Here is a 26248-nt window from a genome sequence, read left to right on the forward strand (position 1 = left end):
GTGTAAGAGTCATATATAAGATTGATGTCGATTTGGTTTAGTATTTTATACCGTGTTTTTGTCATTTCGACGTAAGGAGAAATCACAATAGAAACTCCGCAAAGTATCTCCAATCTTTGTCAACAAACGAGTGTGATTTCTCCCTTCGGTCGAAATGACAAATAATGCGTTTACAATAAAAAACTTCAATAACTTATATGACCTTATATGGTTCAAAAAAAATAATTGCTATTTTTGATAATCCTTATTTTTTGAAAACAACTTATCAGAAGATTAAAGCATTTCCGTTTTAGTCAAAACAGCAACCATTATAATATACCATTTATGAATGTTTTACTCATTGAAGATGATAAACGCATTAGCGAATTTATAGTAAAAGGTTTGGAGGAAAACAACTTTACGGTGCATCTTGCCGAAACGGGCGAGATTGCCAGAGACCTCATTCAGCAGGATATTTGGGATATTATTTTAATGGATATTATGCTTCCAGGAATTGACGGGATTCAGTTGGTGAAACTAATGCGTTTCAAAAAAAATCATACGCCAGTTTTAATGTTAAGTGCTTTGAGCGATACCGACGATAAAGTAAATGCATTAGATTCTGGTGCCGATGATTATTTGGTAAAACCGTTTCATTTTAAGGAATTAATTTCGAGAGTTAATGCGCTTACGCGAAGAACAAAATTTAATTATGACAAAGAAGAAACCTTATATACTCTGGGAAGTTTGACTATAAATCCAGCGGAACATAAGGTTACAGAAAACCATAAACTAATCGATTTATCACCAAGAGAATATAAACTGCTGTTGTATTTATTAGAAAACAGAAACAAAGTAATTCCGAGAACGCAAATATTAAACGCTGTATGGGGCATTAATTACGATAACAACACCAATGTTGTCGATGTTTATATTTCTTATTTACGAAACAAAATTGAGCAAAACCATAAATTTATCCATACCATAAAAGGAACAGGATATATGCTTAAAGAAGAGTCATGAAAATACGCAATAGATTTACCCTAATATCATCTCTTACGTTTAGCGTTGTCTTTGTCATTGCTTCCTTTATCACGTATTTTTCTTTCTACAGCTATTCGGAAAAGATTGTATATAACGAACTTCAAAAAACATGTTTACTGACGGGGATTTTCTATCTCGAAAAAGACGAACTGCCCGAAAATCAGCATTTGTTAATTGGTCAGCAATTCAGGGAAAATTCGCTGGAAATCATTACGCGTGTATACGACAATAAAAATCAGATTGTATACGGCGACAAAACGATCGACAACAATATCAATGCCGAAAGACTAGATTATATTCGGAAAAACAGAAAGCTTAGTTTCAAATCCAAACATCATTTTTATTTCGGAAGTTATTACCATGACAACCAAGGAGATTTTGTGGTTTTCGTAAAGAAAAATGACGTTGAATTTAAAACCATGACCGACAGATTGCAAATCATTATGATAATGGTTTTAATCATCGGTTTAATTACCATTTATATTGTAAGTCGTGTGCTTTCTAATCTCGCTTACAGTCCGATAAAAAACATTATCGATCAGGTAAACGAAATTCAGGCTTCGTCTCTCGACCGCCAGATTGTTTCTCCAAATTCCAAAGATGATATTCAGGAGTTGGTAGAAACGTACAACAATTTGTTTACGCGTTTATCAGATACTTTTATCATTCAGAAAAACTTTATCAATTATGTTTCGCATGAATTTAAAACGCCTTTAACGGCTATTTCTGGAAATTTAGAAGTGTTTGCCCAAAAAGACAGATCAAGCGCCGAATACAAAGAAATGTCTGAAAAAGTATTAGAAAATGTCTATCAGATCGAAGATACCATGAATACTTTGATGATGCTTTCGGGCTTGCGAAACAATACAGAACTCAACGAAATTTTCAGAGTTGATGAATTGGTTTGGGATATTAACGATCAATTGCCCGCTATTTACGATTTAAAAAATGCTCCGATACAAATCGTTTTGGAAGTGGCAAATGACAAACTGCTTTCGATAAAAGGAAACAGCAACGAAATCAAAATCGCTTTATACAACATTATAGAAAATGCCGTAAAATATTCTAACGGAAATCCTATCAAAATAAGTCTGCTAGAACAGAATAATCAGCTTAAAATTGTTATTGAAGACCGCGGAACTGGAATTAGCGAAGACGACTTAACTTTCATTAAACAAACCTTTTACAGAGGCAAAAACGTAAAAGATGTAAAAGGAAGCGGTGTCGGACTTTCGCTGGCCAATATTATCTTCAAACAAAACAATATCGATTTTAATATTGCATCCAAAAAAGACCATGGAACAACGGTAACACTACTATTTCCGCGACTCTAATCGTTTTCTAATGTTGCTCTAACCGTCTTATAACACACCTCAAATTAAGGGCTAATATGTCGCCAATAACTTTGCGACATCATTAAAACTACTTAATTTGAAACGTTTACTTTTAACCTTACTCGTTATTGTATCGCACAAAGGTATGGCGCAGATTGCTGCCATAAACGATACAATTGTGCTGTCCAGAACACAGGCCGAGGCTTTGTTTTTGGAAAAGAATATTTCTCTTATTTCCGAAAAACTGAACATCGATATTGCCGATGCACAAGTGATTCAGGCAAAATTATGGCCTAATCCTACGCTAACTGTGGGCGAAATCAATCTTTGGAACAATGCTACTGCACAGCAATTGCCTCCGTTATGGGGAAATTTCGGAAGAACTTCACAAGTCAATGCAGAACTGGAACAACTGATTCAAACAGCCGGAAAACGTAAAAAGATGATTGCGATGGAAAAAGTGGGTGTTGACATCGCCAAAGAATATTTCAAAACTTTTTTACGTAATCTGAAAATCGAATTCAGAAGCAATCTTACCGAATTGCAATACAATCAAGCACAAGAAGCGATTTATAAAAAACAGCTTTCTTCTATGCAGACTTTACTCAAAGCTTACGGAAATCAGGTCAAACAAGGCAATGTGGGTAAAGGCGAATACTTCAGGCTAAAAGCAACTGAACTTCAATTCTTAAAAGAAATAGCCGATTTGCAAAAGGAAAATAATTCGTTGCAGAAAGAACTTAAAGTTTTAATGAATCTTCCTGCCACAAACTATATCAAACTTACCGATGAAGGTTTTGTTCCTGATAACAAAAATATCGAAAACATAAACTTAGGCAATCTAATGGCTTCGGCTGTAGAAAACCGACCTGATATGAAAGTGCTTAAACTCGGAAATGAGTATAACGACAACAAGTACAAATATGAAAAAGCAATGCGAACGCCAGATGTTACGCTTGGTGTAAGTTATGACCGTGGAGCGAGTTTAATGAATGATTTTGTGGGAGTTGGTTTCTCTCTTGATCTTCCGTTTTTTAATCGAAATCAGGGAAATATAAAAGCAGCAAAACTAGCTATTGATCAAGGGAAATTATTGGCTGAGGAAAAAACCATCAGTATACAATCTGAAGTACTACAATCTTATGAGGATTTATTGGTGACCAAAAAATTATACGACAGCGTTGAAGCCGATTATGAACGCGATTTGGATAAACTTCTGGAAGCGTATCGCAAAAACTTCCTTCAAAAAAATACCAGCATGCTTGAATATCTTGATTTTGTTGATGCTTATTTAGACAACAAATCGATATTGCTGAATTCTAAAATGGACCTGAATAAAAATCTGGAAGAACTGCGCTATATCTCAGGTCAGGAAATCAACTAAATCTAATTTTCAAAAACAAAAACAAATGAAGAAATATATTGTACTCCCAATATTGGGACTAATGCTCGTTTACGGATGTGGCAAAAAAGAAGAAGTTAAAGAAACGAAAGAAGAAAAGTTTTGCATCGATAAAGATTTAAAAGAAAAAATCACCATCGAACCAATTCAAAAACGTTCTGTGAGCGAATCTATAAACCTTACAGGAAACATTACGTACAACGGCGATCACGTTGTTCAGTTTAACAGTCTTGTGGAAGGAATTATAACCAAAACTACTTTTTCATTAGGCGATTACGTTCGAAAAGGACAAGTTTTGGCCGAGATAAAAAGTACCGAATTAAACAGCATGCAATCTGAAAGCAAATCGCTTCAATCGCAAATCACTGTGGCACAACGCAATTTACAAGCTGCAAAATCAATGTTTGAAGATGGAATTTCGTCACAAAAAGATTTACTGCAAGCCCAAAGCGAACTGGATGTTTTAAAATCTTCCCTTGAAAATGTAAAAGCCAATTTGGCTATGTTTAGCGCTAGTAGCGAAAGATCTGTTTTTCTAATTAAAGCGCCGACAGAAGGTTATATAGTAGACAAAAACATAAGTCCAGGAATGCAGATTACAGACGGAAGCGAACCTCTTTTCACCATTTCTGATTTAAAAGAAATCTGGGTTATGGTAAATGTGTATACGAGTAACTTAAAAAATGTATCCGAAAATATGCCTGTAGATGTCACAACACCAGCATATCCAGGAGAAATTTTTAAAGGAAAAATAAAAATGATGTCCAAAGTTTTTGATGCCGACGAACATGTTTTGAAAGCGAGAATTGTAATGGAAAACAAAAACCTGAAACTAAAACCTGGAATGACTGCTGATATTATTATCGATAAAAGTCTGGGTGGCGAAATGCTAGAAGCTGTTCCTGCAAAAGCCGTGATTTTTGACAACAACCGTGATCATATTTTAATTTATAAAGACGATTGCACAATCGAAACCAGAGAAATTAATCCGGTAGTTAAAAACAACAATTGGGTTTATTTTAAAGACGGAATTAAAGAAGGCGAAATGATCATTACCAAAAATCAGCTTTTGATTCACGAAAGATTAAAAAACTAATTATCCTCTAAACGGATAAATACAATACAAGACATGAAAAAATTTGTACAAGGATTAGTTGCTTTCTCGCTAAAAAACTCGCTCATCGTTTTTTTCCTGACAGCCATATTACTAGTCGCCGGTATCGTGAGTTATATTCACACACCAATTGAAGCCTTTCCCGATGTAACCAATACAAGGGCAAGAATTATTACACAATGGCCGGGAAGAAGTGCCGAAGAAGTGGAGAAATTCATCACACTTCCGATTTCCAAACAAATGAATACGATTCCGAAAAAAGCCGAAGTCCGTTCTATTTCGCTTTTCGGTTTATCGGTTGTAACGGTATTATTTGATGATGGCGTTGAGGATTTCTACGCACAGCAATACGCCTCAAACCGTATGAGCGGACTTGATCTTCCCGAAGGAGCCGATGCAGAGATTGATCCGCCTTCTGGAGCAACGGGCGAGATCTTTAGATATGTTATTAAAAGTGATTTGCCTATAAAAGAAATTCAGGCCATTCAGGATTGGGTTATTGAGAGAGAATTGGTTGCCGTTCCCGGAGTTGCCGATGTGGTAAGTTTTGGTGGTGAAGAAAAAATGTTCGAAATCAAAATTAATCCAACACAGTTAGAAAATTACAATCTTTCGGCTTTAGATGTTTACGAAGCCGTTTCGAAAAGTAATATCAATGTGGGCGGAGATGTTATTCAGCGTGGCGATCAGGCTTATGTTGTTCGTGGAGTTGGATTAATCAATAAAGTCGAAGATATTGGCAATATTTTAATTGAAACCAAAGGCGGAGCTCCCGTTTTAGTAAAACACGTAGCCGAAGTTTCGATCTCAGCAAAACCAAGATTAGGACAAGTCGGTTTAGATGAAAATGATGATGTAGTTGAAGGAATTGTGGTGATGCTTCGTGGAGAAAATCCGGGCGAAGTGATTAAAAGACTTAAAGAACGTTTGACTGAACTGAACGAAAGAGTTTTACCTGATAATGTAAAAATAGTTCCGTTTATCGATCGTACCGAATTGGTTAATACAACTGTAAAAACGGTTACTAAAAACCTTGTTGAGGGTATTTTACTGGTATCGTTAATCGTGTTTATTTTCCTTTACAACTGGAGAACTTCGTTGATTGTAGCTTCTGTAATTCCGCTTTCGTTTTTGTTTGCCATTGTTATGTTGAGAATTCAGGGACTTCCTGCGAATTTAATTTCGATGGGAGCTCTGGATTTTGGATTACTGCTCGAAGGAACGCTCGTTATTGTCGAACAAGTCTTTGTCTCGCTCGAAAAGAAAGCACATAAAGTGGGTATGGAACGCTTTAACAGCATGAGCAAAATGGGATTAATCAAGAAAAGTGTCGGCAGTGTTGCCACGTATATTTTCTTTGCCTTAATCATTTTGATTGTGGCTTTGATGCCTATTTTCTCTTTCACGAAAGTAGAAGGAAAAATGTTCTCTCCCCTAGCCTTTACGTTAAGTTATGCGCTATTAGGATCATTGCTTTTATCGCTTACCTACGTTCCTGCCATGTGTAAAGTCATGCTGACCAAAAACATTGTCGAGAAAGAAAATATGATTTCACGTTTCTTTAGAGAAAACCTTTTTAAACTGTTTCAATGGAGTACCAAACATCGTAAAGCTACTTTCTATGCCTTTTTAGCTTTATTAGCAGTTTGCTGTGCTAAGTTTGCTTTTTACGGATCAGAATTTATTCCGAAACTGAATGAAGGTGCTATTTATGTAAGAGCGACATTGCCAAATAGTATCAATCTTGATGAATCGGTTCGATTGACTAAGGAAATGAAAGCAAAAATCAGAAAGTTTGAAGAAGTTAAATTTATATTGACGCAAACCGGAAGACCAAACGACGGAACAGACCCGACGGGATTTTTTAATATCGAATTCCATATCGAATTAAAACATAAAGACGAATGGAAACACGATATTTCTAAAGAAGAATTAATAGCCGAAATCAAAAAAGTACTCGATGTATATCCTGGAATTGCCTTTGGTTTCAGTCAGCCAATTCAGGATAATGTGGAAGAATATGTTGCAGGAGTTAAAAGTCCGCTCGCGATTAAGATTTTTGGAAGTGATCTTTTTCAATTGGAAGAAATGGCTGCAAAAGTCGCCAACTCGATTAAAGACGTAAAAGGAATTGAAGATATTAATGTCTACAAAAACATTGGATTGCCCGAGTTAAGAATTCAGCTTGACGACGAAAAAATGGCGCGTTACGCAGTTACCACTGCCGATGCGCAAGCCGTAATTAGAATGACAATTGGCGGACAAGCAGCAACCAAATTTTATGACGACGAAAAGATATTTGATATCACATTACGTTTTGAAAAAGAATATCGTGATTCTAAAGAAAAAATTGAAGGCATTCTTATTCCGACCTTAAATGGTAAAAAAGTGCCTTTAAAAGAAATTGCAACGGTAGATTATAAAACAGGTCCAACCTTTATTTATCGTGAAGGAAACAGCCGTTACATCGCCGTAGGTTTTAGTATTGAAGGACGAGATTTGGGAAGTACAATTGAAGAAGCGCAGAAAAAAGTAGCTGCCGAAGTCAAACTTCCTAAGGAAAATGTCATGAAATGGGCAGGAGAATTTGAAAGTAAAGAAAGAGCAACCAAACAATTGGCAATGATCATTCCTGTAGTTTTGGTTTTAATTTTATGCCTGCTGTATTTCAACTTTGGTAATTTCAAAGACACCATGATTGCTGTAACTGCAATGCCTTATGCTTTTATTGGCGGATTCCTGTCGCTTTGGGTAACGGGAACTGTTTTCGGAATCTCGGCGGGAATTGGTTTTATTATTCTCTTTGGAGTGAGCGCGATCGACAGTATTGTCCTCATTGGAATGATTAGGGAAAATATGCGAAATGGAATGCATTTAAGAGACGCGATTTCAGAAGGAATTCACAGCAGAATTCGTCCTATTGTGATGATTGCCCTTATGGGATCTTTAGGATTATTGCCTGCTGCGTTATCCACCGGAATGGGTTCTGAAGTGCAAAAACCACTAGCCATCATGATTGTGGGCGGATTAATAACGTGTATGATTTTATCGCTTACCGTTTTACCGCAAGTATTCTACTGGTTTTACCGCAAAAAAGATCCAAGCAACACAGCATCTTAATCTTACTTCTATATAAATTGAAAAAGCACCTTTAGACATTTGGTTTATAAGGTGCTTTTATTGAAATACAACGAATCGTAAAAATACCCTAAAATGATACAATTAAAACTTTTAAGGGCGCATTATTTCAAAAACACATTTTACAAAACATCAATTAAGTGATTTAAAACCATAGTATTCTTTTTTAAATTTTCTTTTTATGAAACAGAAATCTGACCATAAAGAAGCTGGCGAAATAACAGAAACGGAGTTACTGCATCATGTCAGACTTAGTATCAATCCGAAATTTCAGGATTGGGTTTTGTTTAAAAACGGAACGTATATCATTTTTGAACATGCAGATGAAATTTCCAATTTAGAGCATAAAGCACTAAAATTGATAAAAGAGTTTGGTCCCGTTTACACAGAACGATCAGAAGATTTTGATGTCACAGATTTAAAAAATACAGAAGGCTGGATTGTTTCTGGACATGGATATGGAATGTATACGTATGTAAGTCCGCAAGAAATAAAATCTAAAAAGCCAGATACAATAACCATTGGTTTATCAGGTCGAGGAAAAAGAGATTTAGACGGCAGAAATCCTATTATTATTCATATTAATAGACAAAATTGTCAGCAAAGAGATTATGAAAGATGATGTTGTAAACGAATGACTTTTATTATGTTTTCTTTTTGGCAGATTACAAATTACTTTACACATTCTTAGAAATATCACATTCTATTTTTTTTTGCAATTTACTCAAGGACAGCACCTCATTGGTCGCTGTCCTTTTTATTTGCTTTTTTTGAAAACTACTCTTTTTATTCAAAACTTTTAACTTTTAAAAAAACTTTTTAGAATACTATTAGTAAAATGTGTAATTTTAATTTTACTGTTTCAAAGACAAATCAAATTCCAACTCTTATGCCACTAACAAAAAAAATCACAGAGTTAACGTCCAAAAAATACAACACCAATATTACTATTATGGGGGACTATGAGGACAGCAACAATACTTCGATTCTCGACAATGACAATGGGACAATCTTAGTCGTTTCAGATAGAGACCAATTCTATTTTAGAGACCAGCAGCGTAATCTCTGGCTGTCAGTTCTAGATTCATTTCATATAGATGGAACACAACATCATCCAGAGCTTGGAGATTCCTATACACTTAATCACGGAGTACAATACAGTTTTACCACAAAAGAGACAATTGTAGAAATGGCTTCTAATTATTTTGAAAGGCACGCAGATTGATATTACGAAAGAAGTAAAATAAATTCTCAAAATACTATTTTAGCTATCGGGATTGCGATTAAATAAAAAATAAATGATTGATATAAAGACGTTTGAACAGGCAGAAGATTTAAAACATCCTCGGCGTGTATTAAAATATGTCCTTCTTTTTTGTACATCTGGCGAAATAGCGCTTTCGGTAGATGAAAACGAATATCTAATCACAAAAAATTCGGTCTTAACGATAACGTCTGGTCAAATTCATTTCATAAAAAACAGCAGCAACGCAACCGGATTTGTTCTCGAATTTACCTATGATTTTTTCTGCAAAAATGATAACGACATCGAGCTCATTTTCCACAACAGTTTGTTCTGCCATTTTGCAATGAATGAAGTGATAAAAGTAGATGACGACAAATTGGTTGTCGATGCTTTACAGCTTATTCAGCAGGAAATTGCCCAAAAACCGTATCAATACCTCATCTCTATTCATTCTAGAATTCAATTGATTTTAATCGAAATCAACCGTTCTAAAATAAAATTGGGAGAAGAAATCTACAAACCAGACGCTTTGTTTCTTCATTTTCTGGAAGCTATTCGAGGGAATTTTGATAAAAATCTTTCGGTAAATGAAATCGCCAATTTAATCGGCACAACCGAAGCCAAACTAAACGAACTCTCTAAACTGCATTGCAATAAAACTGCACAAAATATCATTTTTGGACTGATAATTTCTGAGGCAAAACGTTTGTTTACTTATGAGAAATTATCGGTAAAAGAAACCGCTTATGCTTTAGGTTTTAATGATCCTTTCTATTTTTCAAACTTCTTTAAAAAACACACAAATATTTCTCCTAAATCTTATAAGGAGAAAGTAGTGCAAGTGTAGCCATCTTCCAAGCTTTTTCCTTTCGTTGCGAAAATTGCTCGCAGAGTCGCAGAGTCGCAAAGTTTTTTCTCATTTTTATGTCATTTCGACGAAGGAGAAATCTTCGTGAGAAGCTCCACAAAGATTGGCTTTTAGAGTCGGAGCCACTTGCGAAGATTTCTCCTTCGTCGAAATGACAAATAGTGCGTTATAGTAGTCAAAAGACTTTTTGACTTAAAGCATAATTACATGCTTTTTCCAAGATTCTCTATTCTTTAAAAAGAGCTGCTGCCTGATCTTTGTATCTGATTAATTACTAATAAAATAGTTTATGAAAAGATATCAGGATTATGCCATTTTGCTTTTACGAATCGCAATGGCAATTGGATTTTTGTCTGCGGTTTCGAGTCGGTTGAGTTTGCTTGGAAAACAATCTTCGGGATGGGAAAATTTTCTGGCTTACGCCGAAGAAGTAAATTCTTTTTTACCTAAAAGTTTTATTCTGTCAATTGCAATTATCAGCACTTTTCTAGAGACTTTATTTGCTGTTTTATTGCTGATTGGATATCAGACTAGAAAAACTGCTCTTGGCGCTTCTGTCTTAACTTTTCTATTTGCGCTGGCAATGACTTATTCTTTCGGAATAAAAGATCCTCTTGATTATTCTGTATTTGTCTTTTCTATGGGCGCTTTTCTCTTAGCAACCACCGACAAATACCGATGGAGTTTGGATGAATATCTTTTGAAAAATTAACTAATTAAATTTGAATATATATGGAAACTAAAATCACAAAAAGCAATGAATTAGAGTGGAAACCACTTCAAGAAGAAGGTGTAAAAACAGACGGAATTTATGCTAAAGTATTGCGCTTTGATGTAGCTACTAACCGTCCACCTACTTTTCTTTTAAAATTTGAGCCTGGCGCGTCGTACCCAAATCACGTGCATCCCGCTGGCGAGGAAATTTATGTTCTAGAAGGCGAAGTACGCTCTGGAAAAGACGAATTAAAAGCTGGCGATTATTTGTACATGCCACCAGGAAGCACGCATTCTGTGTTTTCTAGAACTGGCTGTACGCTTTTGTTTATGATTCCTGAAGAAGTTGTGGTATTGAAGTAAATAAAATATTCAATAGCCTCCCGAACAGCTGCGTAAAGTCAGAGACATTTGCGCAGCTGTTAAAAGATATTACAAAAGATTTTTTACCTCAAATCCTTTTTAATGACCAAATATTTCAAATCTGTTTTCCCTGCATTACTAATTCCGTGCTCAGCATTTGGCGGACAATAGAAACTGGTGTTTGGACCAGCTGTAAAGGTTTTTCCGTCCAAAAAGAATTCGGCAGTTCCTTCTAAGACATAGAAAAATTCTTCTTCAGGATGATGATGTGGCGCGTGCGTCGATTTTCCTGGTTCAACAATGCTCATTTTCAAAGTATTTTCCTGAGTAAAATCTTTATTAGCAAACCAATATTGATAACCAACCTTCGTTTTAGTGGCTTTGTTTATATCAAAATGATTGACACAGTTTTCTATTGTGTATTGTGGTACTGTGCTTTCTTTTTTGATTTCCTGAGAAAAAATCTGCTGGAAAAATAAAACTGCAATTGTGGTTTTTAGGATAGTTAGCGTTTTCATTTTTTTGTTGTAATGTTACGAAAAAATTGAATACAGACAGTTGCTTTTATCTTTTTGTCATCCTGAGGAACGAAGGATCACACGTGCATATGGACAAAGATTGGCGATTATAAGGAGCGGGGCTTCGACTTCGCTCAGCCTGACAAACTGAACGCTAAAATCGGATTCTACAAAAGTCCCAGAGGGATAAAATGTTTACAGAAATAATGATTCCCATTTCACAAGAGCCCCAGTAGGGCTAAACATTTTTTGGATTTACAATAATTAATATGTCGCTCCGCTGGAGCTTTTTTTAAACCACGTATCCAACAATCTATAAATATTTCATTCCTCCGGAATTTTATGGGAAGAAAATCGTTTTTGTCAACTTTGTCAAAGTTCTAATGAAAAATACATGTTCTCTCCTAGCCCCGATCGAAATGGCATCTTTTTGTGGTGGGGTTCACCACAAAAAATATAATGTAGAGCGGGACAAATGGTCTTGAAAACCGAAAAAGATCTGCTCCTTAAAAAAAATATTCCAACCAAAATCCCAATAAAATAAGGACTTTGTAAAGATTCTTAAAAATGCTTATTGTACGATAAGAAAATATTATGATAAAAATATTTTGAAATTCAAAAATCCGCCATACATTTGCCTAACAGTGTTAAACGATTTAATACTTGAATACAATGGCTAGCAAAGATCGAATTTTAAGACAAAAAGAAGAGACAAGGAACAATATCCTTGGCGCTGCTTATGATATCGTAAAAGAAGAAGGCTGGAATGGTTTGAGTATGCGTAAAATTGCTGACAGAATCGAATATACTGCTCCTATTATTTATGAATATTTCTCAAATAAAGAAGCAATTTTAGAAGAACTGACTGGCAAAGGCTTTATCAAACTGACAAAAGAATTGCAAATTGCAATTGATAAGTTTGAAAAACCCGAAGATCAATTAGAAGCCATGTGGATGACTTACTGGGACTTCGCTTTTACTAATACTGAAATGTATCAACTGATGTTTGGTGTTCAAATGACTTGCTGCGCACAGCGATGTTCGGCTCAAGAGGGACCTTACAAATTATTCACTCAGGTTATTGCTGAAGTAATGAAAGACAGCAATCCGAGTCAAGATATCATTAAACAAAAATATTTTACTTTCTTTTCTGTTATTCATGGTTTAATCGCCATCAACATCATTAATAAAAGCGATATTTTAGAAACAATAAATGCTCAGATTTTGAAGGATGCCATTGGTGGTATCATAAAATCTATACAATAAAAAAAAATTCCAATTTTACTTAACAGTGTAAAATAATTTAAACGGGATAATATAAAATCCTTTTTTTTATAACTTTCGCTTAACACTGTTAGAAAATTTAATAAAGGTAACAAAAGCTCTTTTTTTAGACTTTTACTTAACATCGTTAGATAATTTAATACTGATTCGAAATAGAATTGGAAAGGCTTACTGTATGGAAATTTGTGCACTTTTACTTAACAACGTTAGATAATTTAATTCAATTAAATATGAATCCCGAGAATGCCAGAATGCCCAAAGAATTAATCCGAGAAAATGTTCAACCAATTAAAACCACTATGAAAATGAAAAATGTAATTATAACCAGTTTTATTCTGGCCTTAGTATTAAGCAGCTGTGGCGACAAAAATCAAGCACCTACTGCTCCACCTCCACCGGTTTTACCAGTTTTAGCAATCACAAGTGCCAATACCACTACTGATGCTGAATATCCTGCTTCTATACAAGGAACTGTTGATGTTGAGATTCGTCCACAAGTAAGCGGAAACCTAGACAGAATTTTTGTTGACGAAGGTGCTTATGTAAGTAAAGGACAAACTTTATTTAAAATCAATGAGCGTCCGTTTCGCGAGCAGTTAAACAATGCTTTAGCAAGTCTTCATGCAGCGGAAGCGGCTTTAATCAACGCTAATTTAGAAGTTGACAAATTGACTCCGCTAGTTCAGAACAAAGTAGTTTCTGATTATCAGTTAAAAACAGCTAAAGCTTCACAAAAAATTGCTGCTGCCAATATCGAACAGGCAAAAGCAATGGTAGGTTCTGCTAAAATCAATTTAGGATATACCAACGTAACTGCTCCTGTAAGCGGCTACATAGGAAGACTGCCTAAAAAACAAGGAAGTTTAGTTTCTGCTTCTGATGTTGAGGCTTTAACAACTTTATCAGACGTTCACGAAGTATTTGCTTATTTCTCTTTGGGTGAAACTGATTTCATCAACTTTAAAGAGCAATATAAAGGAAGTTCTCTTGGAGATAAAATCAAAAAATTACCTCCAGTTACTTTGATTTTAGCTGATAACAACGCTTATCCTCAAACAGGAAAAATAGATATGGTTGACGGTCAGTTTGATAAAACTACAGGAGCCATCACAATTAGAGCGACTTTCCCAAATGCAAACGGAACGTTACGTTCTGGAAACACAGGAAGAATCCGTTTAGGATTAAACCATGACGATGCGATTTTAGTACCGCAATCAGCTACAGTTGAAATGCAAGACAAAGTATTTGTTTTCACTGTAGGCAAAGACAACAAAGTGACTAAAATGCCAATCATTGTTGTGGGTAAAAGCGGTACCAATTATTTAATTAAAGAAGGTGTAAAAACCGGCGACCAAATCGTGTTAAGCGGTATTGACAAACTTCAGGACGGGCAAGCGATTCAGCCTGAAAAATCAACTAAAGTTGCCGAAGTAACTAACAAAAAATAATCAGAAGAAATAATGTTCAAAATATTTATACAAAGACCTGTACTGGCAACTGTAATTTCCATTTTATTGGTGATTCTGGGAGTATTGGGTTTAACTAAACTGCCTTTACAACAGTTTCCTGATATTGCGCCACCATCGGTTTTGGTAACGGCGGTATATCCAGGAGCCAACGCAGAAACGGTTTTACGTTCTGTGGCACCTTCTATTGAAGAATCTATAAATGGTGTAGAAAACATGACCTACATGAGTTCTACAGCCAGTAACGACGGTACTTTGGCTATTACAGTTTTCTTTAAACTGGGTACAGATGCCGATCAAGCTGCGGTAAACGTACAAAACCGTGTTGCGCAGGCAACAAGCCAGCTTCCTGCAGAGGTTGTACAGCAAGGTATTGTGACAGCGAAACAGCAAAACAGTTTCATCATGGCAATTGGTATGTACACTGATGATGAAGCAAAATACGATCAGACGTTTGTGGCCAATTATGCGCAGATTAATATTATTCCGGAATTAAAACGTATTCCAGGTGTAGGTTCTGCCAGTATTTTTGGTGGTGTAAAAGATTACTCTATGCGTGTTTGGTTGAATCCAACACAAATGTCAACTTATAAAGTAACTCCAAGTGAGGTTATGGGTGCTATTCAAGACAAAAGTTTGGAAGCGGCTCCAGGGAAATTTGGAGAGCGAAGCAAAGAAGTTTTTGAATACGTTATTAAATATAAAGGGAAATTAACTAAACCAGAAGATTATGAAAATATTGCTATACGTTCTAATGCAGATGGCTCAGTACTTCGCTTAAAAGATGTAGCGAGAGTTGAATTGGGTGCGTACTCTTACAATAGTTTAACTCGTTTAAATGGTAAAAAAGGAATTGTAATTGGGGTTATTCAGTTAGCTGGATCTAACTCAAATGATATTCAGATTGCCATTAACAAAATGATGGAAAAGGCTTCTAAAGATTTTCCAAAAGGCATCAAACACAATATTTTCTATAGTACAAAAGTATCTCTTGACCAATCTATCGAACAGGTTGAGCATACATTAATAGAAGCTTTTATACTGGTATTTATTGTGGTATTTATCTTCTTGCAAGATTTTAGATCAACATTAATCCCGGCCATTGCTGTACCTGTAGCAATTTTAGGAACGTTCTTCTTCATGCAGTTATTCGGATTTTCGATCAACCTTTTAACACTTTTCGCATTAATTCTGGCGATTGGTATTGTGGTCGATGATGCCATTGTGGTAGTCGAAGCGGTGCATGCGAAAATGGAGCACAAACGTTTGTCTCCAAAAATCGCAACCCATGAAGCAATGCACGAAATAACGGGTGCTATTATCTCGATTACGCTGGTAATGGCTGCTGTATTCCTGCCGGTTGGTTTTATGGAAGGCTCAACAGGAGTTTTCTATCGTCAGTTTGCTTTTACGATGGCGATTGCAATTGTAATTTCGGCTGTAAATGCTTTAACATTGAGCCCCGCGCTTGCCGCATTATTCTTAAAAGATAATCACGGAGCTCACGATCACGACGCGCCTTATGTGAAAAAAGGATTTAAAGAGAAATTCTTTAGCGCTTTCAACAGCAGTTTTGAATCGTTAACAAACCGTTACACAGGCGGACTTAAATTCTTAATCAGAAGAAAATGGTTGAGTTTAGGCGGATTGGCTTTAATTACATTGGCAACAGTGGTAATGGTAAAAACAACTCCTCAAGGGTTTATTCCAACAGAAGATCAAGGATTTATTGCGATTGCAGTAAATACGCCATCTGGAACATCATTGGACGGAACTCAAAAAGTAATGACTGAAGCTGAGAATACTTTAAAAGCATTAGACGCTTCACGATTTGTAACCGCAATTTCAGGTTTCAACTTATTGACAAACTCTACAAGTCCATCATCTGCAGTAGTTTTCGTATTGCTTAAACCAAACGAAGAACGTGGAGAAGTAAAAAACATTGACGAAATCATGAATCAGGTTCGTGGTAAACTGGGCGCTATTTCTGGCGGAAGTTTCTTCGTATTCAGTTTCCCAACTGTTCCTGGATTTAGTAACGTTGAGGCTTTAGATTTAGTTCTTCAGGATAAAACAGGAGGAAAACTGGATAAATTCAGCGGTATTTCTCAAAACTTTATCGGCGAATTAATGAAACGTCCGGAAATTGCAGTTGCCTTTACCTCTTTCAAAGCAGATTATCCACAATTGCAATTGGAAGTTAACGACGAAAAAGCGAATCAATTGGGTGTTAATGTAAAAGACATTTTACAAACGATGCAAGCTTACTTTGGTAGCGCACAAGCTTCAGATTTTAACCGATTTGGTAAATATTACCGAGTTGTTGTTCAGGCCGATATCGAAGACAGAGCAGATCCAACAGCAATTGACAAAGTTTTTGTAAAAAACAAAACGGGCGAAATGGTGCCAATAAATACATTAGTTAAACTAACTCGTATTTATGGTTCAGAAACCGCTTCTAGATACAATTTATTTAACTCAATTTCTATTAATGCGATTCCGAAACCTGGATTTAGTTCTGGAGACGCCATTAAAGCAATTGAAGAAGTAGCAGCACAACAATTACCTGCAGGTTACGGGTTTGAATTCTCGGGCCAGACTCGTGAGGAGATTTCTTCCGGAGGGCAATCGGCTACAATTTTCTTACTGTGTTTGATATTCATTTATTTCTTACTTGCTGCACAGTATGAGAGTTATATCCTTCCTCTAGCCGTTATCTTATCGATCCCTGCAGGTATTTTTGGAGTATTCGTTGCTATTGGTCTAACTGGAATTGAAAACAATATTTACGTACAAGTTGCTCTTGTCATGCTGATCGGGCTTCTCGCCAAAAATGCCATCTTGATTGTGGAATTTGCGGCGCAGCGAAGAAGATCAGGACAAGGTTTAGTAGCAGCTTCAATCATGGCAGCAAAATTACGTTTGCGACCAATTATCATGACGTCTCTTGCTTTTGTGGTAGGTTTAGTTCCAATGATGAGTGCCAAAGGCCCATCTGCACAAGGTAACCACTCCATCAGTATTGGGGCAGCTGGAGGGATGCTTTCGGGAGTAATTCTAGGATTATTTATTATTCCTGTTTTATTCATCATCTTCCAGCATTTACAAGAAAAAGTGAGCGGGAAACCAATCGCTGTAATTCATAACGAAGAAAAATAATAAATGGAAAATTATATAACAACCATTCTTGTCGCCATCATATTTGGCATCGGATATATATCGTACAGAATCTCAAGAGATCTAGAAACTAGAAAAGATACTTGTACAGAGATATAATCTGTTGAGGAAAAAATTAAACACATAGAAACATAGTCCCGATAGCTATCGGAATTGTGTCGAAAAAAGAGATTAGAAGAAACTAGTTTCCACACATAGAACTATGTGTATTTAAGCAAGTGAAACGCCTTTTTAAATCTACAAAGAACTATGTCTCTATGTGTTTCAAAAAATTACACCCAATCGGGTTAAAGGAATTTTAATAAAAAACACTAATGAAAAATCATATAACCAAAATCGTGACCTTCGCCATTCTGATCACGACTTTAATATCCTGTAAAGTCTCAAAGGATATTGAAACTCCAAAAGATGCATTTCCTGAGAATTTCAGGAATGCATCGGTTTCGAGTGATACAACAAGTATTGCCGATGTGGAGTGGAAAAATTTCTTTACAGAAAAAGATATTATAAAATTAATTGACAGTGCCGTTGCGAGAAACAACGACCTTCAGATTGCCGAAAAGAACATCGAAATTGCGCAATACCGTTTTACACAGTCAAAATGGGGAAATGTACCTCAGGTTAACTTATTTGTAAACGCAAGTACAAGCAATCCGTCTGACAATAGTTTTACGGGATTAAACTTAAATCAGGCAATTGGAGCTAAACATATTGACGACTATTCTGCTGGAGCTTCTCTTTCTTGGGAAGCTGATATTTGGGGAAAGATCAGAAACCAAAAGAAAGGGGCTTACGCAGGATATCTTCAATCTGAAGAAGTAAAAAAAGCATTGCAGACCAATATTGTCGCTAATGTTTCTAGAGGATATTATAATCTTTTAATGCTAGATGCACAATTGGATATTGCCAGACAAAACCTTCGTTTAAATGATAGCACAACGAATATTATCAAATTAAAATACGATGCGGGTCAGGTAACCACTTTGGCGATTCAACAATCGGAAGCACAAAAATTAAACTCAGCGCAATTGATTCCGTTATTGGAACAAAATATTGCGATTCAGGAAAACGCTTTGAGTGTTTTAACGGGTTCTTTTCCAAATTCTAAAGAAAGATCTATTCAATTAAGTGCAATTGAAGTAAAACACAATACAGCAATCGGAGTTCCATCTGCTTTAGTAAGCAGAAGACCTGATGTAAAAAGTGCCGAATTGGCTCTTAAAGCGGCTAATGCAAATGTCGGTATCACGAAAGCGGATTTATACCCAGCTCTCAGAATTACGGCTCAAGGCGGCTTAAACTCTTTTGAAACGAGCAATTGGTTCAATATTCCGGCTTCATTATTCGGAACGGTTGCAGGCGGGTTAACTCAACCTCTTTTAAATAACAAAAGAGTGAGAACACAATATAATATCGCTGTCGCGGAAAGAGAAAAAGCTGTTTTAAGTTTTAGACAATCGGTTTTGGTTGCTGTAAGCGAAGTTTCGGATGCTTTAGTTAAAGTGGAGAAATTACAACAGCAGGAAACTTTCTTAAAAGAAAAAGTAAAAACATTACAGCAAGCGATTAAAAATGCTAACCTTTTATTTAAAAACGGTATGGCAGAATATCTTGAAGTTTTAACTGCGCAGGCCAATTTATTACAAAGCGAATTAGAACTTGCTGATATCAAAAGACAACAACTTACAGCCAATACAGATTTGTACCGCGCTCTAGGCGGAGGCTGGAAATAATACCTGTTACATTACCCGTTAATTATTTATTTTTTGAGATGAAAACGCTGTGAAACCTCTGGGTTTCATGGCGTTTTTTGTTTTGTCAAAAAATATAAACTAAGAAATGCTTTTTGCAAAATTTTACAAAAGCAAATCTTTCATAAATTAGTAAATACTAATAAAATATAGTAAAATGATTGTTTTTTTCTTTTTAAAAAGAATTACATTTGTAAGAAATTATAAACAAAAATAACATTCAACTTATTAAAAATGAAAATTTTATTAAGCTTACTTCTTATTATTACACTATCATTTCAGGGATATTCTCAAAAAAAGATTAAAAAAAAAACAACATCTAAAGCTACTGCAACTCCAGACTTGATCGTTACTCCCGAAATGGTAGCAGAAACCGAAAAAATAATACCAGATACCTTATACATACAAAAAGGGAAACAATATATTTTTTTAGTCGATGTAAATGAATACTCACAAAGAAGTACAGAATATGCAAGCAACGATGACAATACTGAAAAAGAAGAACTAAAACTTAATTTTCCCAAGGAAAATCTTGAATTCATAAATATCAATAAATATACATATGTTCTTTTCGAGAACAAGCAAAGACTAGACATTACCGCCGAAGGTAAATCTTTTCAAGCATTGGCCTATTGGAGTGGAAAAACAGATGAGAAAGTGAAAGTTAGAGAAGGCACAAGAATGGCTACCGAATTCGTAGCGGAACAGCTAAAATCTAAAAAAGAATCTTCATACGTTGTTAATGCCAGAAAGTACAAAAAAGAAGTGGCTTCATTACAAAGCAAAAACGAGATTACATCAAAATCCAAGGAAGTCATGAAGCATTGGCTAAACAGTGAATTATTGTCCTTTATAGATATTGAAACAGACAATTTGCCTGTTTCTCAGCTGGGAACTACAAAATTAAAAACAATGAATTCTTATTTTCTTGAAAAGAAAGGAGTGCGAATCCCTCTAAAAAGTATCAATTTTAATAAAGAAGGATTACCAACCTCAATTTCCTCCTATGATGAAGGAAAAGTAAGTAATATAAGAACTTTTATCTACAACGATGGATTACTTACAAAAATCATAGATGGAGAAAACCTAATTAGAAACATTACGTACATTGACAATAAAATGATTATTTCAGAGAATATTAGCGAAGTAAACCCTACATATATTTTCTGGCTTGAAAATGGTAAAATTTTAGAAAAAAGATATATTTTAATGATTGATGATAAGTTTTCATACATGAATAGTTATGGTGAAGAAAAAATTGAAAATAATTGTATCTCTCATTATATAAATAATGTTGTCTGGACGAATAACTGTAGCACTGCAAATAACAAATTTCCGTTAATTTACACCTACACTACGTATGAGGACAAGGAAATGTCTCAATTCATAAAATTCAAAATAGAAAAAAAGAACGACACAACTTTCGAAAAATATTACTCCAAAGCAAAACGTTCCGATCAAAATGATGATTATAAACTTTTAGGAACTTTACATTTAAACGACTTTAATTTAGTCGACACTTATATTTTTACAGAAGATAACGAAACCAAAACCATCAAGGTAGATTATACCTTTTACGAATAATACCTCTGATAAAACTTTTAAACGCTGTGAGACCTTTGGGGTTCATGGCGTTTTTTGTTTTTTGTTTTTTCAAATTTGCGGCGAAGACGCTAGGGCTCAAAGTTTTTTTAAAGTTTCTTGCAGTCACAATGTTTTCGAAATTGTAAGTCAGGCGGATTTTTTATCTTATTTTATGTGCTTTTGAATGCAGTTGAAGGATACAAAAAGTAATCACTAGAAACGATAAATCTTCTCTAGAAGCTCTAAACAGCAATTAAATTCTCTTGCCTGATTTCGTGCGATTTCTCTTTCTCAAAAAAACAATAAATCTTAACTTATTTTCTTACTTTTGAAAAAGAAAACTTAGTGTTTTAGCGCCTTCGTGGTAAAAACTATTAATTAAACAAATTTAAACTAATGAAGAAAATAGCATTTTTTGCGCTTTTGGCTTTACTATTTACAAATTGCAAACAAAACAGTTCAGAGCAAGAATCAGAATCAGCTAAAACCCCAGCTGATACTGTTACCGTAGCCAAAAAAGAAATAAAAGAGGAAAGTCCAGAAGATGGAGACTGTAAGGATATAGAAGTTGAAATGGGATCTGGAAGAGAATGTATTGTAAAAGATACAGATATTAACCAGGTTTATCAAAATATCATTAAAAACAAAGAAGTAGATGAGTCAGAGTACTATTTAACCTCTCTTCCAACAGAAAAAAAATCTATTGAAGTAAATAAAGATGGATTAATGTCTATTGATTATGAAATCACTAAAGACAAAGTTGCGATTACAATGAACTATGCAGGTGGCGTAACCGAAGTAACGTTAGAAAAAATAGATAATACTGTTAAAAGAAGTATTTATCATTATGCAGATTAATGCAGATATTTACTATTATTTTGAGAAACCGCTATAAAGCTTTTTGTTTTTTAGCGGTTTTTTTATTTTGCCACGAATTTCACAAATTTTCACGAATTTCTTTTTTTTTCTAATTATAAAATAATTCGCGAAAATTTGTGAAATTCGTGGCAATAAACTTTGTGGCTTTATCCCGATAGCCATCAGGATAGTGGCAAAACCAAAACACTCTATGACTTTCAATAAAGAAATATACCTCAATAATCTAAAACAGACTATTGAAAGCTATTATCCTATTTCCGAAAAATCTTGGAAACTAATTGAAAGTATCACCAGTTTTCAAACACTTAAAAAAGGAGAAACACTATTACGAAATGGAGAAATTGCTAAAAATCTTCATTTTATTGCAAAAGGAGTTTTGCGAACTTTTATAACCGATGAAGAAGGAAATTTCTATAACAAAAACCTTTTTCTTGAAAATTATCTTGCGGGTTCTAAAGTTTCATTGATGCTTCAAACACCTTCCAATTTTACTATCGAAGCTTTAGAAGATTCCATTGTAATCAATATCAATTATAAAAAATACATTGAGTATATTAACGAAAATGACGATCTTAAAAACTTCTATATCGCTCACTTAGAAAGGCATTGGATTATCGAAAAAGAACAAAGAGAAGTCGCACTCGTTATGCAAAATGCCACAGAAAGATATATCACACTTCTTGAAAAACATCCTGACATGGCAGATCGTGTTCCGCTATTGCACATTGCATCGCATTTAGGCATTACTCCAACGCAGTTAAGCCGAATTAGAAAAAGTCTAGAAAAAGATTTGTAAATCAACATATGTAAAGGTTTTTCAGGAAAGCTCGTTTTATCTTTGTTTTAGATTTAATTCGATATCCAAAAAAAATGAAAAATAAAGATCTCATCAAAGATAATATTGACAATCTTACCACACTTTGGAAAACTGTTGCAACTCCTCTCCTTTCCTATCATAAAAATGATCCGTTCCAATTCAGTCAAATAAAAAATTCAGGCTGGCCCAATAGATTATGGTTTCGAGAAGATATTACCGAAGAAAGCTTTACGCAGATTATGGAAATCATGGAGAAAAATCCTGGTTTGGTTATTCCATACTGGGATATTTTTGGCAGCAATTCAAAATCATTTTTTGAAAAAAACGGCTTTAATATCCGTATTCATCTTGTGGCAATGGCTTTAAAATTAGGTCAAAAATTTCCGCTTCAAAGTAAGCTTACTTTCAAAAGAGTTCTAAATGAAGAAGATGCCAAAACCTGGTCAGATATTTATCCGCTATCTTTTAGTTATGTCATTAGCAAGGAAACACTGGTTCATAATTATGAAAATGTCAAATTTTATTTGGTTCATTTTGAAGGAAAAGCGATTGGAACACTAACACTTTTTCAAACAGGAAAAACAATGGGTATTCACGGCGTTGGTGTTATTCCAGAAATGCGCAAAAGAGGTTTTGCAGAAGAAATCATGAAATTCGCCATCAACGAAGCTATTGATGCCAATTGTAAATATGCACAACTACAAGCTTCTGCTTTAGGAAAAGGCATTTATACCAGATTAGGTTTTGAGGATTTGTTTACTATTACGAATTACCAACTGAGTTAAATTCCAAATTTTAAAATCCAAATTCCAATTTATCAGCAAATTAATTCTTTCGCAAAGACGCGAAGTCGCAAAGTTTACTTTTTTAAGTTATTTTTCTTTGCGACTTCGCGTCTTTGCGAGAGTTATTTTCATTGAAACTTTGGCAAAGGTTTTTTAATTATAATTCTTCATGTTTAATGTCATGCTGGGCGAAGTCAAAGCACTCGTACAGTTAAGCACACTAAATAGATTCAGCATGCGATCCTTCGACTTCGCTCAGGAAGACACTTAAAACCTTTACAACTTTGCGCCTTTGCGAGAACTATTTTCAATCTAAAATCCATATTCTATATTCTATATTCTATATTCTATACTCTAAAATCTAAAATCTACATTCTAAAATCTACATTCTAAAATCTAAAATCAAAATCTTGTCCCAAATGCCCCCAAAATAGTCATAAATAGGTATTTCATGAAAAAATAAGAATAGTACATTTGTAATACATTAACTAATAACCATTTAAAACAAATACCCAATGAAGACAACAAAAATTATTTTTTGGACTACTACTATTTTAATCTTTTTATTTGAAGGCGTTATGCCAGCTTTAACCTCTCAAACTGAATTGGCCAAGGAAGGAATCAAACATCTAGGATATCCAGAGTATTTTGGAAATGCATTAGTTGTATTTAAAATTCTCGGAGTTTTAGCTTTAATTATTCCACAAGTTCCGGGACGTATAAAAGAATGGGCTTATGCAGGATTTGCTTTCGATTTTATTTTTGCTTCGATAAGTCATTTTGCAGTAGATGGAATCGGTTTTCAAGGATTCTTCCCTCTAATCGTTTTTGCCGTTTTAATTGTATCGTATGTAACATATCATAGAATACATCGTTATAAAAACATAGCACTCTAACAACCAAAACTTTATGATTGAAGTTTTTAAAACAAATGTTCAAGAAGCTGCTCAATGTTTGATCATCATTGAGAAGCTTCTTGAGCATTATCCAGACAGCTCGATCAACTTCGATTTAGAAGATTGCGACAAAATCCTCCGTATTCATGCATCCGATTTTTCGAATACAAAAATTATCGATATTTTAAATTCACACGGTTACTTCTGCGAAGCCCTTCCTTAAAAAATTAACACTTCTCAAATACTTGATTTATAGTATTTTAATATTTTTTATTGTATATTTGAAGGAGTACCAGTTTCCCTAATTCTATAAATTAAATTTCACAGATAATGTACTGAGGTTTTATAATAAACCAATCGGTAAACATGAACTGTCGAATTCTCTATTTCTAAAATTAAAAAAAATGAAGAGCGCTATTCAAAATACCATACTGGAAACCTACACTAAATTGCATGATTTAGTTTCCTCTTTTTCAAAAGAAGAAATCAATATTGTTCCGTTTGAAGGGAGCTGGACTGCTGGTCAAACCACACAGCATATTATTCTGGCCTGCTCTGGTCTGACTATGCTTTTTGCAGGAAAAACAGAAAAAACAACTAGAGAACCTGATGAAAACGTAAAAGCTCTAGATGCTATATTTTTAGACTTCGCTACCAAATACCAATCACCCGAAAATATAAAGCCCCCAGATATAGAATATGAAAAAGGCACTTTGTTAGCTTCTATCAAAAAAATACAAAATGATTTGTTTGAAGCGGCAGAAACATACGATTTAACGCTTACTTGTCTGGACGCTAAAATACCTGGATTTGAACATTTCACAATTTACGAATGGCTTCGTTTTGCCATTGTACATACGCAGAGACATACACATCAGTTAAAATCGATTTACGAATACATTAAAAAACAATAGAGCAGTATTTAACTAAAACTATTTTTATGAGATCAAAAGTTAGAACCATTGTTTCATCTGGTTTAGTTGCAGGAACATTAGACATCACTGCCGCTATTTTGATTTATGCAGGAATATTACATAAAACAACAGCAGAAAAAATTTTACAGTCTATTGCAAGCGGTATTTTTAAAAAAGAAGCGTACACAGCAGGGACAGAAATGACTTTTGTGGGCTTGGGACTTCATTTCTTAATTGCTTTTATTTTTGCTTGGTTTTATTTTAAGATTTTCCCTTACATCCCATTTTTTAAAATAAATACATTATTGTCGGGAGTCTCATACGGGTTCTTTATTTGGGTAATCATGAATCTTGTTGTTCTGCCCATTGTCTTTCCTGTTTTACCCGAGAAAAATTTAGATTTTCCGCTTTTGCTTTCTATTCTTATTGTAATTTGCTGTGTCGGGATTCCGATTGCTTTTATAACGAGAAAATATTACGCTAAATGGTATTAGAAAAAGGTACAAAGTGACAAAGGCTCAAAGGTGCAAAAGTCAAAAACTTTGAACCTTGCTACTCTGAACCTTTATAAAGAAAATTAAACCTTTCTTCTTCCTGTAATTAATGAAATGATAAACAGGACTAAAAAAATGAAGAATAAAACTTTTGCAATGCTTGCGGCTCCGGCAGCAATACCACCAAAACCAAAAATTCCAGCTATAATAGCAAGAATAATAAATATAACTGTCCAACGTAACATAGTATTGATTTTTTAAGTTCTTAATATGACTGTTTTATAAGCCTTTTTTGTGTATTTCAAAGTTCTTTTATTCCTACAAATCTTATTAACTCTATACGCTTAATTGTTATCCCTATAAAATTAAACTAAAGCCAGAGTACACAGCACTTTCACTATTATTTGCAAGCCTTACAGAATTACCATGTTTATGCTTTTGAGTTAATTTTTTGATCGATTGGATTAATTGCCGCTTCTAT

24 protein-coding genes are annotated in these 26248 nt (G+C 34.6%); 22 read left to right on the forward strand and 2 right to left on the reverse strand.

The features are described from left to right. Positions 1 to 324 precede the first annotated feature (324 nt). The 10 genes from BSF41_RS21795 to BSF41_RS21840 all read left to right on the forward strand — a co-directional run bounded on the left by BSF41_RS21795 (position 325) and on the right by BSF41_RS21840 (position 11202). Positions 325 to 1002: a response regulator transcription factor gene (locus BSF41_RS21795; protein WP_095931593.1), complete on the forward strand. Its 678-nt coding sequence runs from the start codon at positions 325 to 327 to the stop codon at positions 1000 to 1002. Further along, the gene (locus tag BSF41_RS21800; protein ID WP_095931594.1) at positions 999 to 2357 is read left to right on the forward strand and encodes a HAMP domain-containing sensor histidine kinase; all 1359 of its coding nucleotides are present in this window, start codon (positions 999 to 1001) and stop codon (positions 2355 to 2357) included. The genes BSF41_RS21795 and BSF41_RS21800 overlap by 4 nt, the downstream gene beginning before the upstream one ends. Before the next feature lie 97 nt (positions 2358 to 2454). Next, a complete protein-coding gene (locus BSF41_RS21805) occupies positions 2455 to 3741 on the forward strand; it encodes a TolC family protein (protein ID WP_141248178.1) in 1287 nt (428 codons plus the stop codon). Between the two features lie 25 nt (positions 3742 to 3766). Then, on the forward strand, positions 3767 to 4855 hold the full coding sequence (locus BSF41_RS21810; protein WP_095931596.1) for an efflux RND transporter periplasmic adaptor subunit: 1089 nt from the start codon (positions 3767 to 3769) through the stop codon (positions 4853 to 4855). Positions 4856 to 4888: 33 nt separating this feature from the next. Then, complete coding sequence (locus BSF41_RS21815; RefSeq protein WP_095931597.1) at positions 4889 to 7993, forward strand: efflux RND transporter permease subunit; 3105 nt, start codon at positions 4889 to 4891, stop codon at positions 7991 to 7993. 199 nt (positions 7994 to 8192) lie between these two features. Beyond that, positions 8193 to 8633: a hypothetical protein gene (locus BSF41_RS21820; protein ID WP_095931598.1), complete on the forward strand. Its 441-nt coding sequence runs from the start codon at positions 8193 to 8195 to the stop codon at positions 8631 to 8633. 267 nt (positions 8634 to 8900) lie between these two features. Then, positions 8901 to 9236, forward strand: coding sequence for a hypothetical protein (locus tag BSF41_RS21825; RefSeq protein WP_141248179.1), 336 nt, complete (start codon positions 8901 to 8903; stop codon positions 9234 to 9236). Positions 9237 to 9309: 73 nt separating this feature from the next. Beyond that, the gene (locus BSF41_RS21830; RefSeq protein ID WP_095931600.1) at positions 9310 to 10104 is read left to right on the forward strand and encodes an AraC family transcriptional regulator; all 795 of its coding nucleotides are present in this window, start codon (positions 9310 to 9312) and stop codon (positions 10102 to 10104) included. Between the two features lie 310 nt (positions 10105 to 10414). Then, positions 10415 to 10837, forward strand: a complete 423-nt coding sequence (locus BSF41_RS21835) for a DoxX family protein (RefSeq protein ID WP_095931601.1) — start codon at positions 10415 to 10417, stop codon at positions 10835 to 10837. A gap of 20 nt (positions 10838 to 10857) precedes the next feature. Then, entirely contained in the window at positions 10858 to 11202 is a 345-nt protein-coding gene (locus BSF41_RS21840) for a dimethylsulfonioproprionate lyase family protein (protein ID WP_095931602.1), read from the forward strand. An 83-nt stretch (positions 11203 to 11285) separates the two neighbouring features. Here BSF41_RS21840 and BSF41_RS21845 read toward each other — a convergent pair whose 3' ends face one another. Continuing rightward, positions 11286 to 11720, reverse strand: coding sequence for a cupin domain-containing protein (locus BSF41_RS21845; RefSeq protein WP_095931603.1), 435 nt, complete (start codon positions 11718 to 11720; stop codon positions 11286 to 11288). 672 nt (positions 11721 to 12392) lie between these two features. Between BSF41_RS21845 and BSF41_RS21850 the strand changes: the two genes are divergently transcribed. The 12 genes from BSF41_RS21850 (at position 12393) to BSF41_RS21905 (ending at position 25767) form a co-directional block, all read left to right on the forward strand. Next, on the forward strand, positions 12393 to 12986 hold the full coding sequence (locus BSF41_RS21850; RefSeq protein ID WP_068842436.1) for a TetR/AcrR family transcriptional regulator: 594 nt from the start codon (positions 12393 to 12395) through the stop codon (positions 12984 to 12986). Positions 12987 to 13234: 248 nt separating this feature from the next. Next, positions 13235 to 14452, forward strand: coding sequence for an efflux RND transporter periplasmic adaptor subunit (locus BSF41_RS21855; protein ID WP_095931604.1), 1218 nt, complete (start codon positions 13235 to 13237; stop codon positions 14450 to 14452). Positions 14453 to 14464: 12 nt separating this feature from the next. After that, a complete protein-coding gene (locus tag BSF41_RS21860) occupies positions 14465 to 17629 on the forward strand; it encodes an efflux RND transporter permease subunit (protein WP_095931605.1) in 3165 nt (1054 codons plus the stop codon). A gap of 332 nt (positions 17630 to 17961) precedes the next feature. Next, complete coding sequence (locus BSF41_RS21865; protein WP_095931606.1) at positions 17962 to 19380, forward strand: TolC family protein; 1419 nt, start codon at positions 17962 to 17964, stop codon at positions 19378 to 19380. Between the two features lie 252 nt (positions 19381 to 19632). Further along, a complete protein-coding gene (locus BSF41_RS21870; protein WP_095931607.1) occupies positions 19633 to 20982 on the forward strand; it encodes a hypothetical protein in 1350 nt (449 codons plus the stop codon). Between the two features lie 396 nt (positions 20983 to 21378). After that, a complete protein-coding gene (locus BSF41_RS21875) occupies positions 21379 to 21840 on the forward strand; it encodes a hypothetical protein (RefSeq protein WP_095931608.1) in 462 nt (153 codons plus the stop codon). 211 nt (positions 21841 to 22051) lie between these two features. Beyond that, positions 22052 to 22657 (forward strand): Crp/Fnr family transcriptional regulator, encoded by a 606-nt coding sequence (locus tag BSF41_RS21880; protein WP_095931664.1) that lies wholly within the window; start codon positions 22052 to 22054, stop codon positions 22655 to 22657. 74 nt (positions 22658 to 22731) lie between these two features. Next, on the forward strand, positions 22732 to 23463 hold the full coding sequence (locus BSF41_RS21885; protein ID WP_095931609.1) for a GNAT family N-acetyltransferase: 732 nt from the start codon (positions 22732 to 22734) through the stop codon (positions 23461 to 23463). Between the two features lie 515 nt (positions 23464 to 23978). Continuing rightward, positions 23979 to 24359, forward strand: coding sequence for a DoxX family protein (locus tag BSF41_RS21890; protein ID WP_095931610.1), 381 nt, complete (start codon positions 23979 to 23981; stop codon positions 24357 to 24359). Positions 24360 to 24372: 13 nt separating this feature from the next. Further along, positions 24373 to 24582 (forward strand): hypothetical protein, encoded by a 210-nt coding sequence (locus BSF41_RS21895; RefSeq protein ID WP_095931611.1) that lies wholly within the window; start codon positions 24373 to 24375, stop codon positions 24580 to 24582. Positions 24583 to 24763: 181 nt separating this feature from the next. Further along, the gene (locus BSF41_RS21900) at positions 24764 to 25273 is read left to right on the forward strand and encodes a DinB family protein (RefSeq protein ID WP_095931612.1); all 510 of its coding nucleotides are present in this window, start codon (positions 24764 to 24766) and stop codon (positions 25271 to 25273) included. Between the two features lie 26 nt (positions 25274 to 25299). After that, positions 25300 to 25767, forward strand: coding sequence for a DUF1440 domain-containing protein (locus tag BSF41_RS21905; RefSeq protein WP_095931613.1), 468 nt, complete (start codon positions 25300 to 25302; stop codon positions 25765 to 25767). A gap of 83 nt (positions 25768 to 25850) precedes the next feature. Here the strand turns inward: BSF41_RS21905 and BSF41_RS21910 are convergent, their stop codons facing one another. Further along, a complete protein-coding gene (locus BSF41_RS21910) occupies positions 25851 to 26012 on the reverse strand; it encodes a DUF1328 family protein (protein WP_008467744.1) in 162 nt (53 codons plus the stop codon). Positions 26013 to 26248 lie beyond the last annotated feature (236 nt).

It is taken from the genome of Flavobacterium sp. ACN2 (assembly GCF_002303885.1).
Lineage (GTDB): Bacteria > Bacteroidota > Bacteroidia > Flavobacteriales > Flavobacteriaceae > Flavobacterium.

Excerpts from the sequence above, each read along its gene's own strand:
- BSF41_RS21895 (WP_095931611.1), top strand. The coding sequence starts at position 24,373 with ATGATTGAAGTTTTTAAAACAAATGTTCAAGAAGCTGCTCAATGTTTG.
- BSF41_RS21905 (WP_095931613.1), top strand. The coding sequence starts at position 25,300 with ATGAGATCAAAAGTTAGAACCATTGTTTCATCTGGTTTAGTTGCAGGA.
- BSF41_RS21890 (WP_095931610.1), top strand. The coding sequence starts at position 23,979 with ATGAAGACAACAAAAATTATTTTTTGGACTACTACTATTTTAATCTTT.
- BSF41_RS21815 (WP_095931597.1), top strand. The coding sequence starts at position 4,889 with ATGAAAAAATTTGTACAAGGATTAGTTGCTTTCTCGCTAAAAAACTCG.
- BSF41_RS21840 (WP_095931602.1), top strand. The coding sequence starts at position 10,858 with ATGGAAACTAAAATCACAAAAAGCAATGAATTAGAGTGGAAACCACTT.
- BSF41_RS21885 (WP_095931609.1), top strand. The coding sequence starts at position 22,732 with ATGAAAAATAAAGATCTCATCAAAGATAATATTGACAATCTTACCACA.
- BSF41_RS21900 (WP_095931612.1), top strand. The coding sequence starts at position 24,764 with ATGAAGAGCGCTATTCAAAATACCATACTGGAAACCTACACTAAATTG.
- BSF41_RS21795 (WP_095931593.1), top strand. The coding sequence starts at position 325 with ATGAATGTTTTACTCATTGAAGATGATAAACGCATTAGCGAATTTATA.
- BSF41_RS21880 (WP_095931664.1), top strand. The coding sequence starts at position 22,052 with ATGACTTTCAATAAAGAAATATACCTCAATAATCTAAAACAGACTATT.
- BSF41_RS21845 (WP_095931603.1), bottom strand. The coding sequence starts at position 11,720 with ATGAAAACGCTAACTATCCTAAAAACCACAATTGCAGTTTTATTTTTC.
- BSF41_RS21875 (WP_095931608.1), top strand. The coding sequence starts at position 21,379 with ATGAAGAAAATAGCATTTTTTGCGCTTTTGGCTTTACTATTTACAAAT.
- BSF41_RS21835 (WP_095931601.1), top strand. The coding sequence starts at position 10,415 with ATGAAAAGATATCAGGATTATGCCATTTTGCTTTTACGAATCGCAATG.
- BSF41_RS21860 (WP_095931605.1), top strand. The coding sequence starts at position 14,465 with ATGTTCAAAATATTTATACAAAGACCTGTACTGGCAACTGTAATTTCC.
- BSF41_RS21800 (WP_095931594.1), top strand. The coding sequence starts at position 999 with ATGAAAATACGCAATAGATTTACCCTAATATCATCTCTTACGTTTAGC.
- BSF41_RS21910 (WP_008467744.1), bottom strand. The coding sequence starts at position 26,012 with ATGTTACGTTGGACAGTTATATTTATTATTCTTGCTATTATAGCTGGA.
- BSF41_RS21865 (WP_095931606.1), top strand. The coding sequence starts at position 17,962 with ATGAAAAATCATATAACCAAAATCGTGACCTTCGCCATTCTGATCACG.
- BSF41_RS21870 (WP_095931607.1), top strand. The coding sequence starts at position 19,633 with ATGAAAATTTTATTAAGCTTACTTCTTATTATTACACTATCATTTCAG.
- BSF41_RS21820 (WP_095931598.1), top strand. The coding sequence starts at position 8,193 with ATGAAACAGAAATCTGACCATAAAGAAGCTGGCGAAATAACAGAAACG.
- BSF41_RS21850 (WP_068842436.1), top strand. The coding sequence starts at position 12,393 with ATGGCTAGCAAAGATCGAATTTTAAGACAAAAAGAAGAGACAAGGAAC.
- BSF41_RS21825 (WP_141248179.1), top strand. The coding sequence starts at position 8,901 with ATGCCACTAACAAAAAAAATCACAGAGTTAACGTCCAAAAAATACAAC.
- BSF41_RS21810 (WP_095931596.1), top strand. The coding sequence starts at position 3,767 with ATGAAGAAATATATTGTACTCCCAATATTGGGACTAATGCTCGTTTAC.
- BSF41_RS21855 (WP_095931604.1), top strand. The coding sequence starts at position 13,235 with ATGAATCCCGAGAATGCCAGAATGCCCAAAGAATTAATCCGAGAAAAT.
- BSF41_RS21830 (WP_095931600.1), top strand. The coding sequence starts at position 9,310 with ATGATTGATATAAAGACGTTTGAACAGGCAGAAGATTTAAAACATCCT.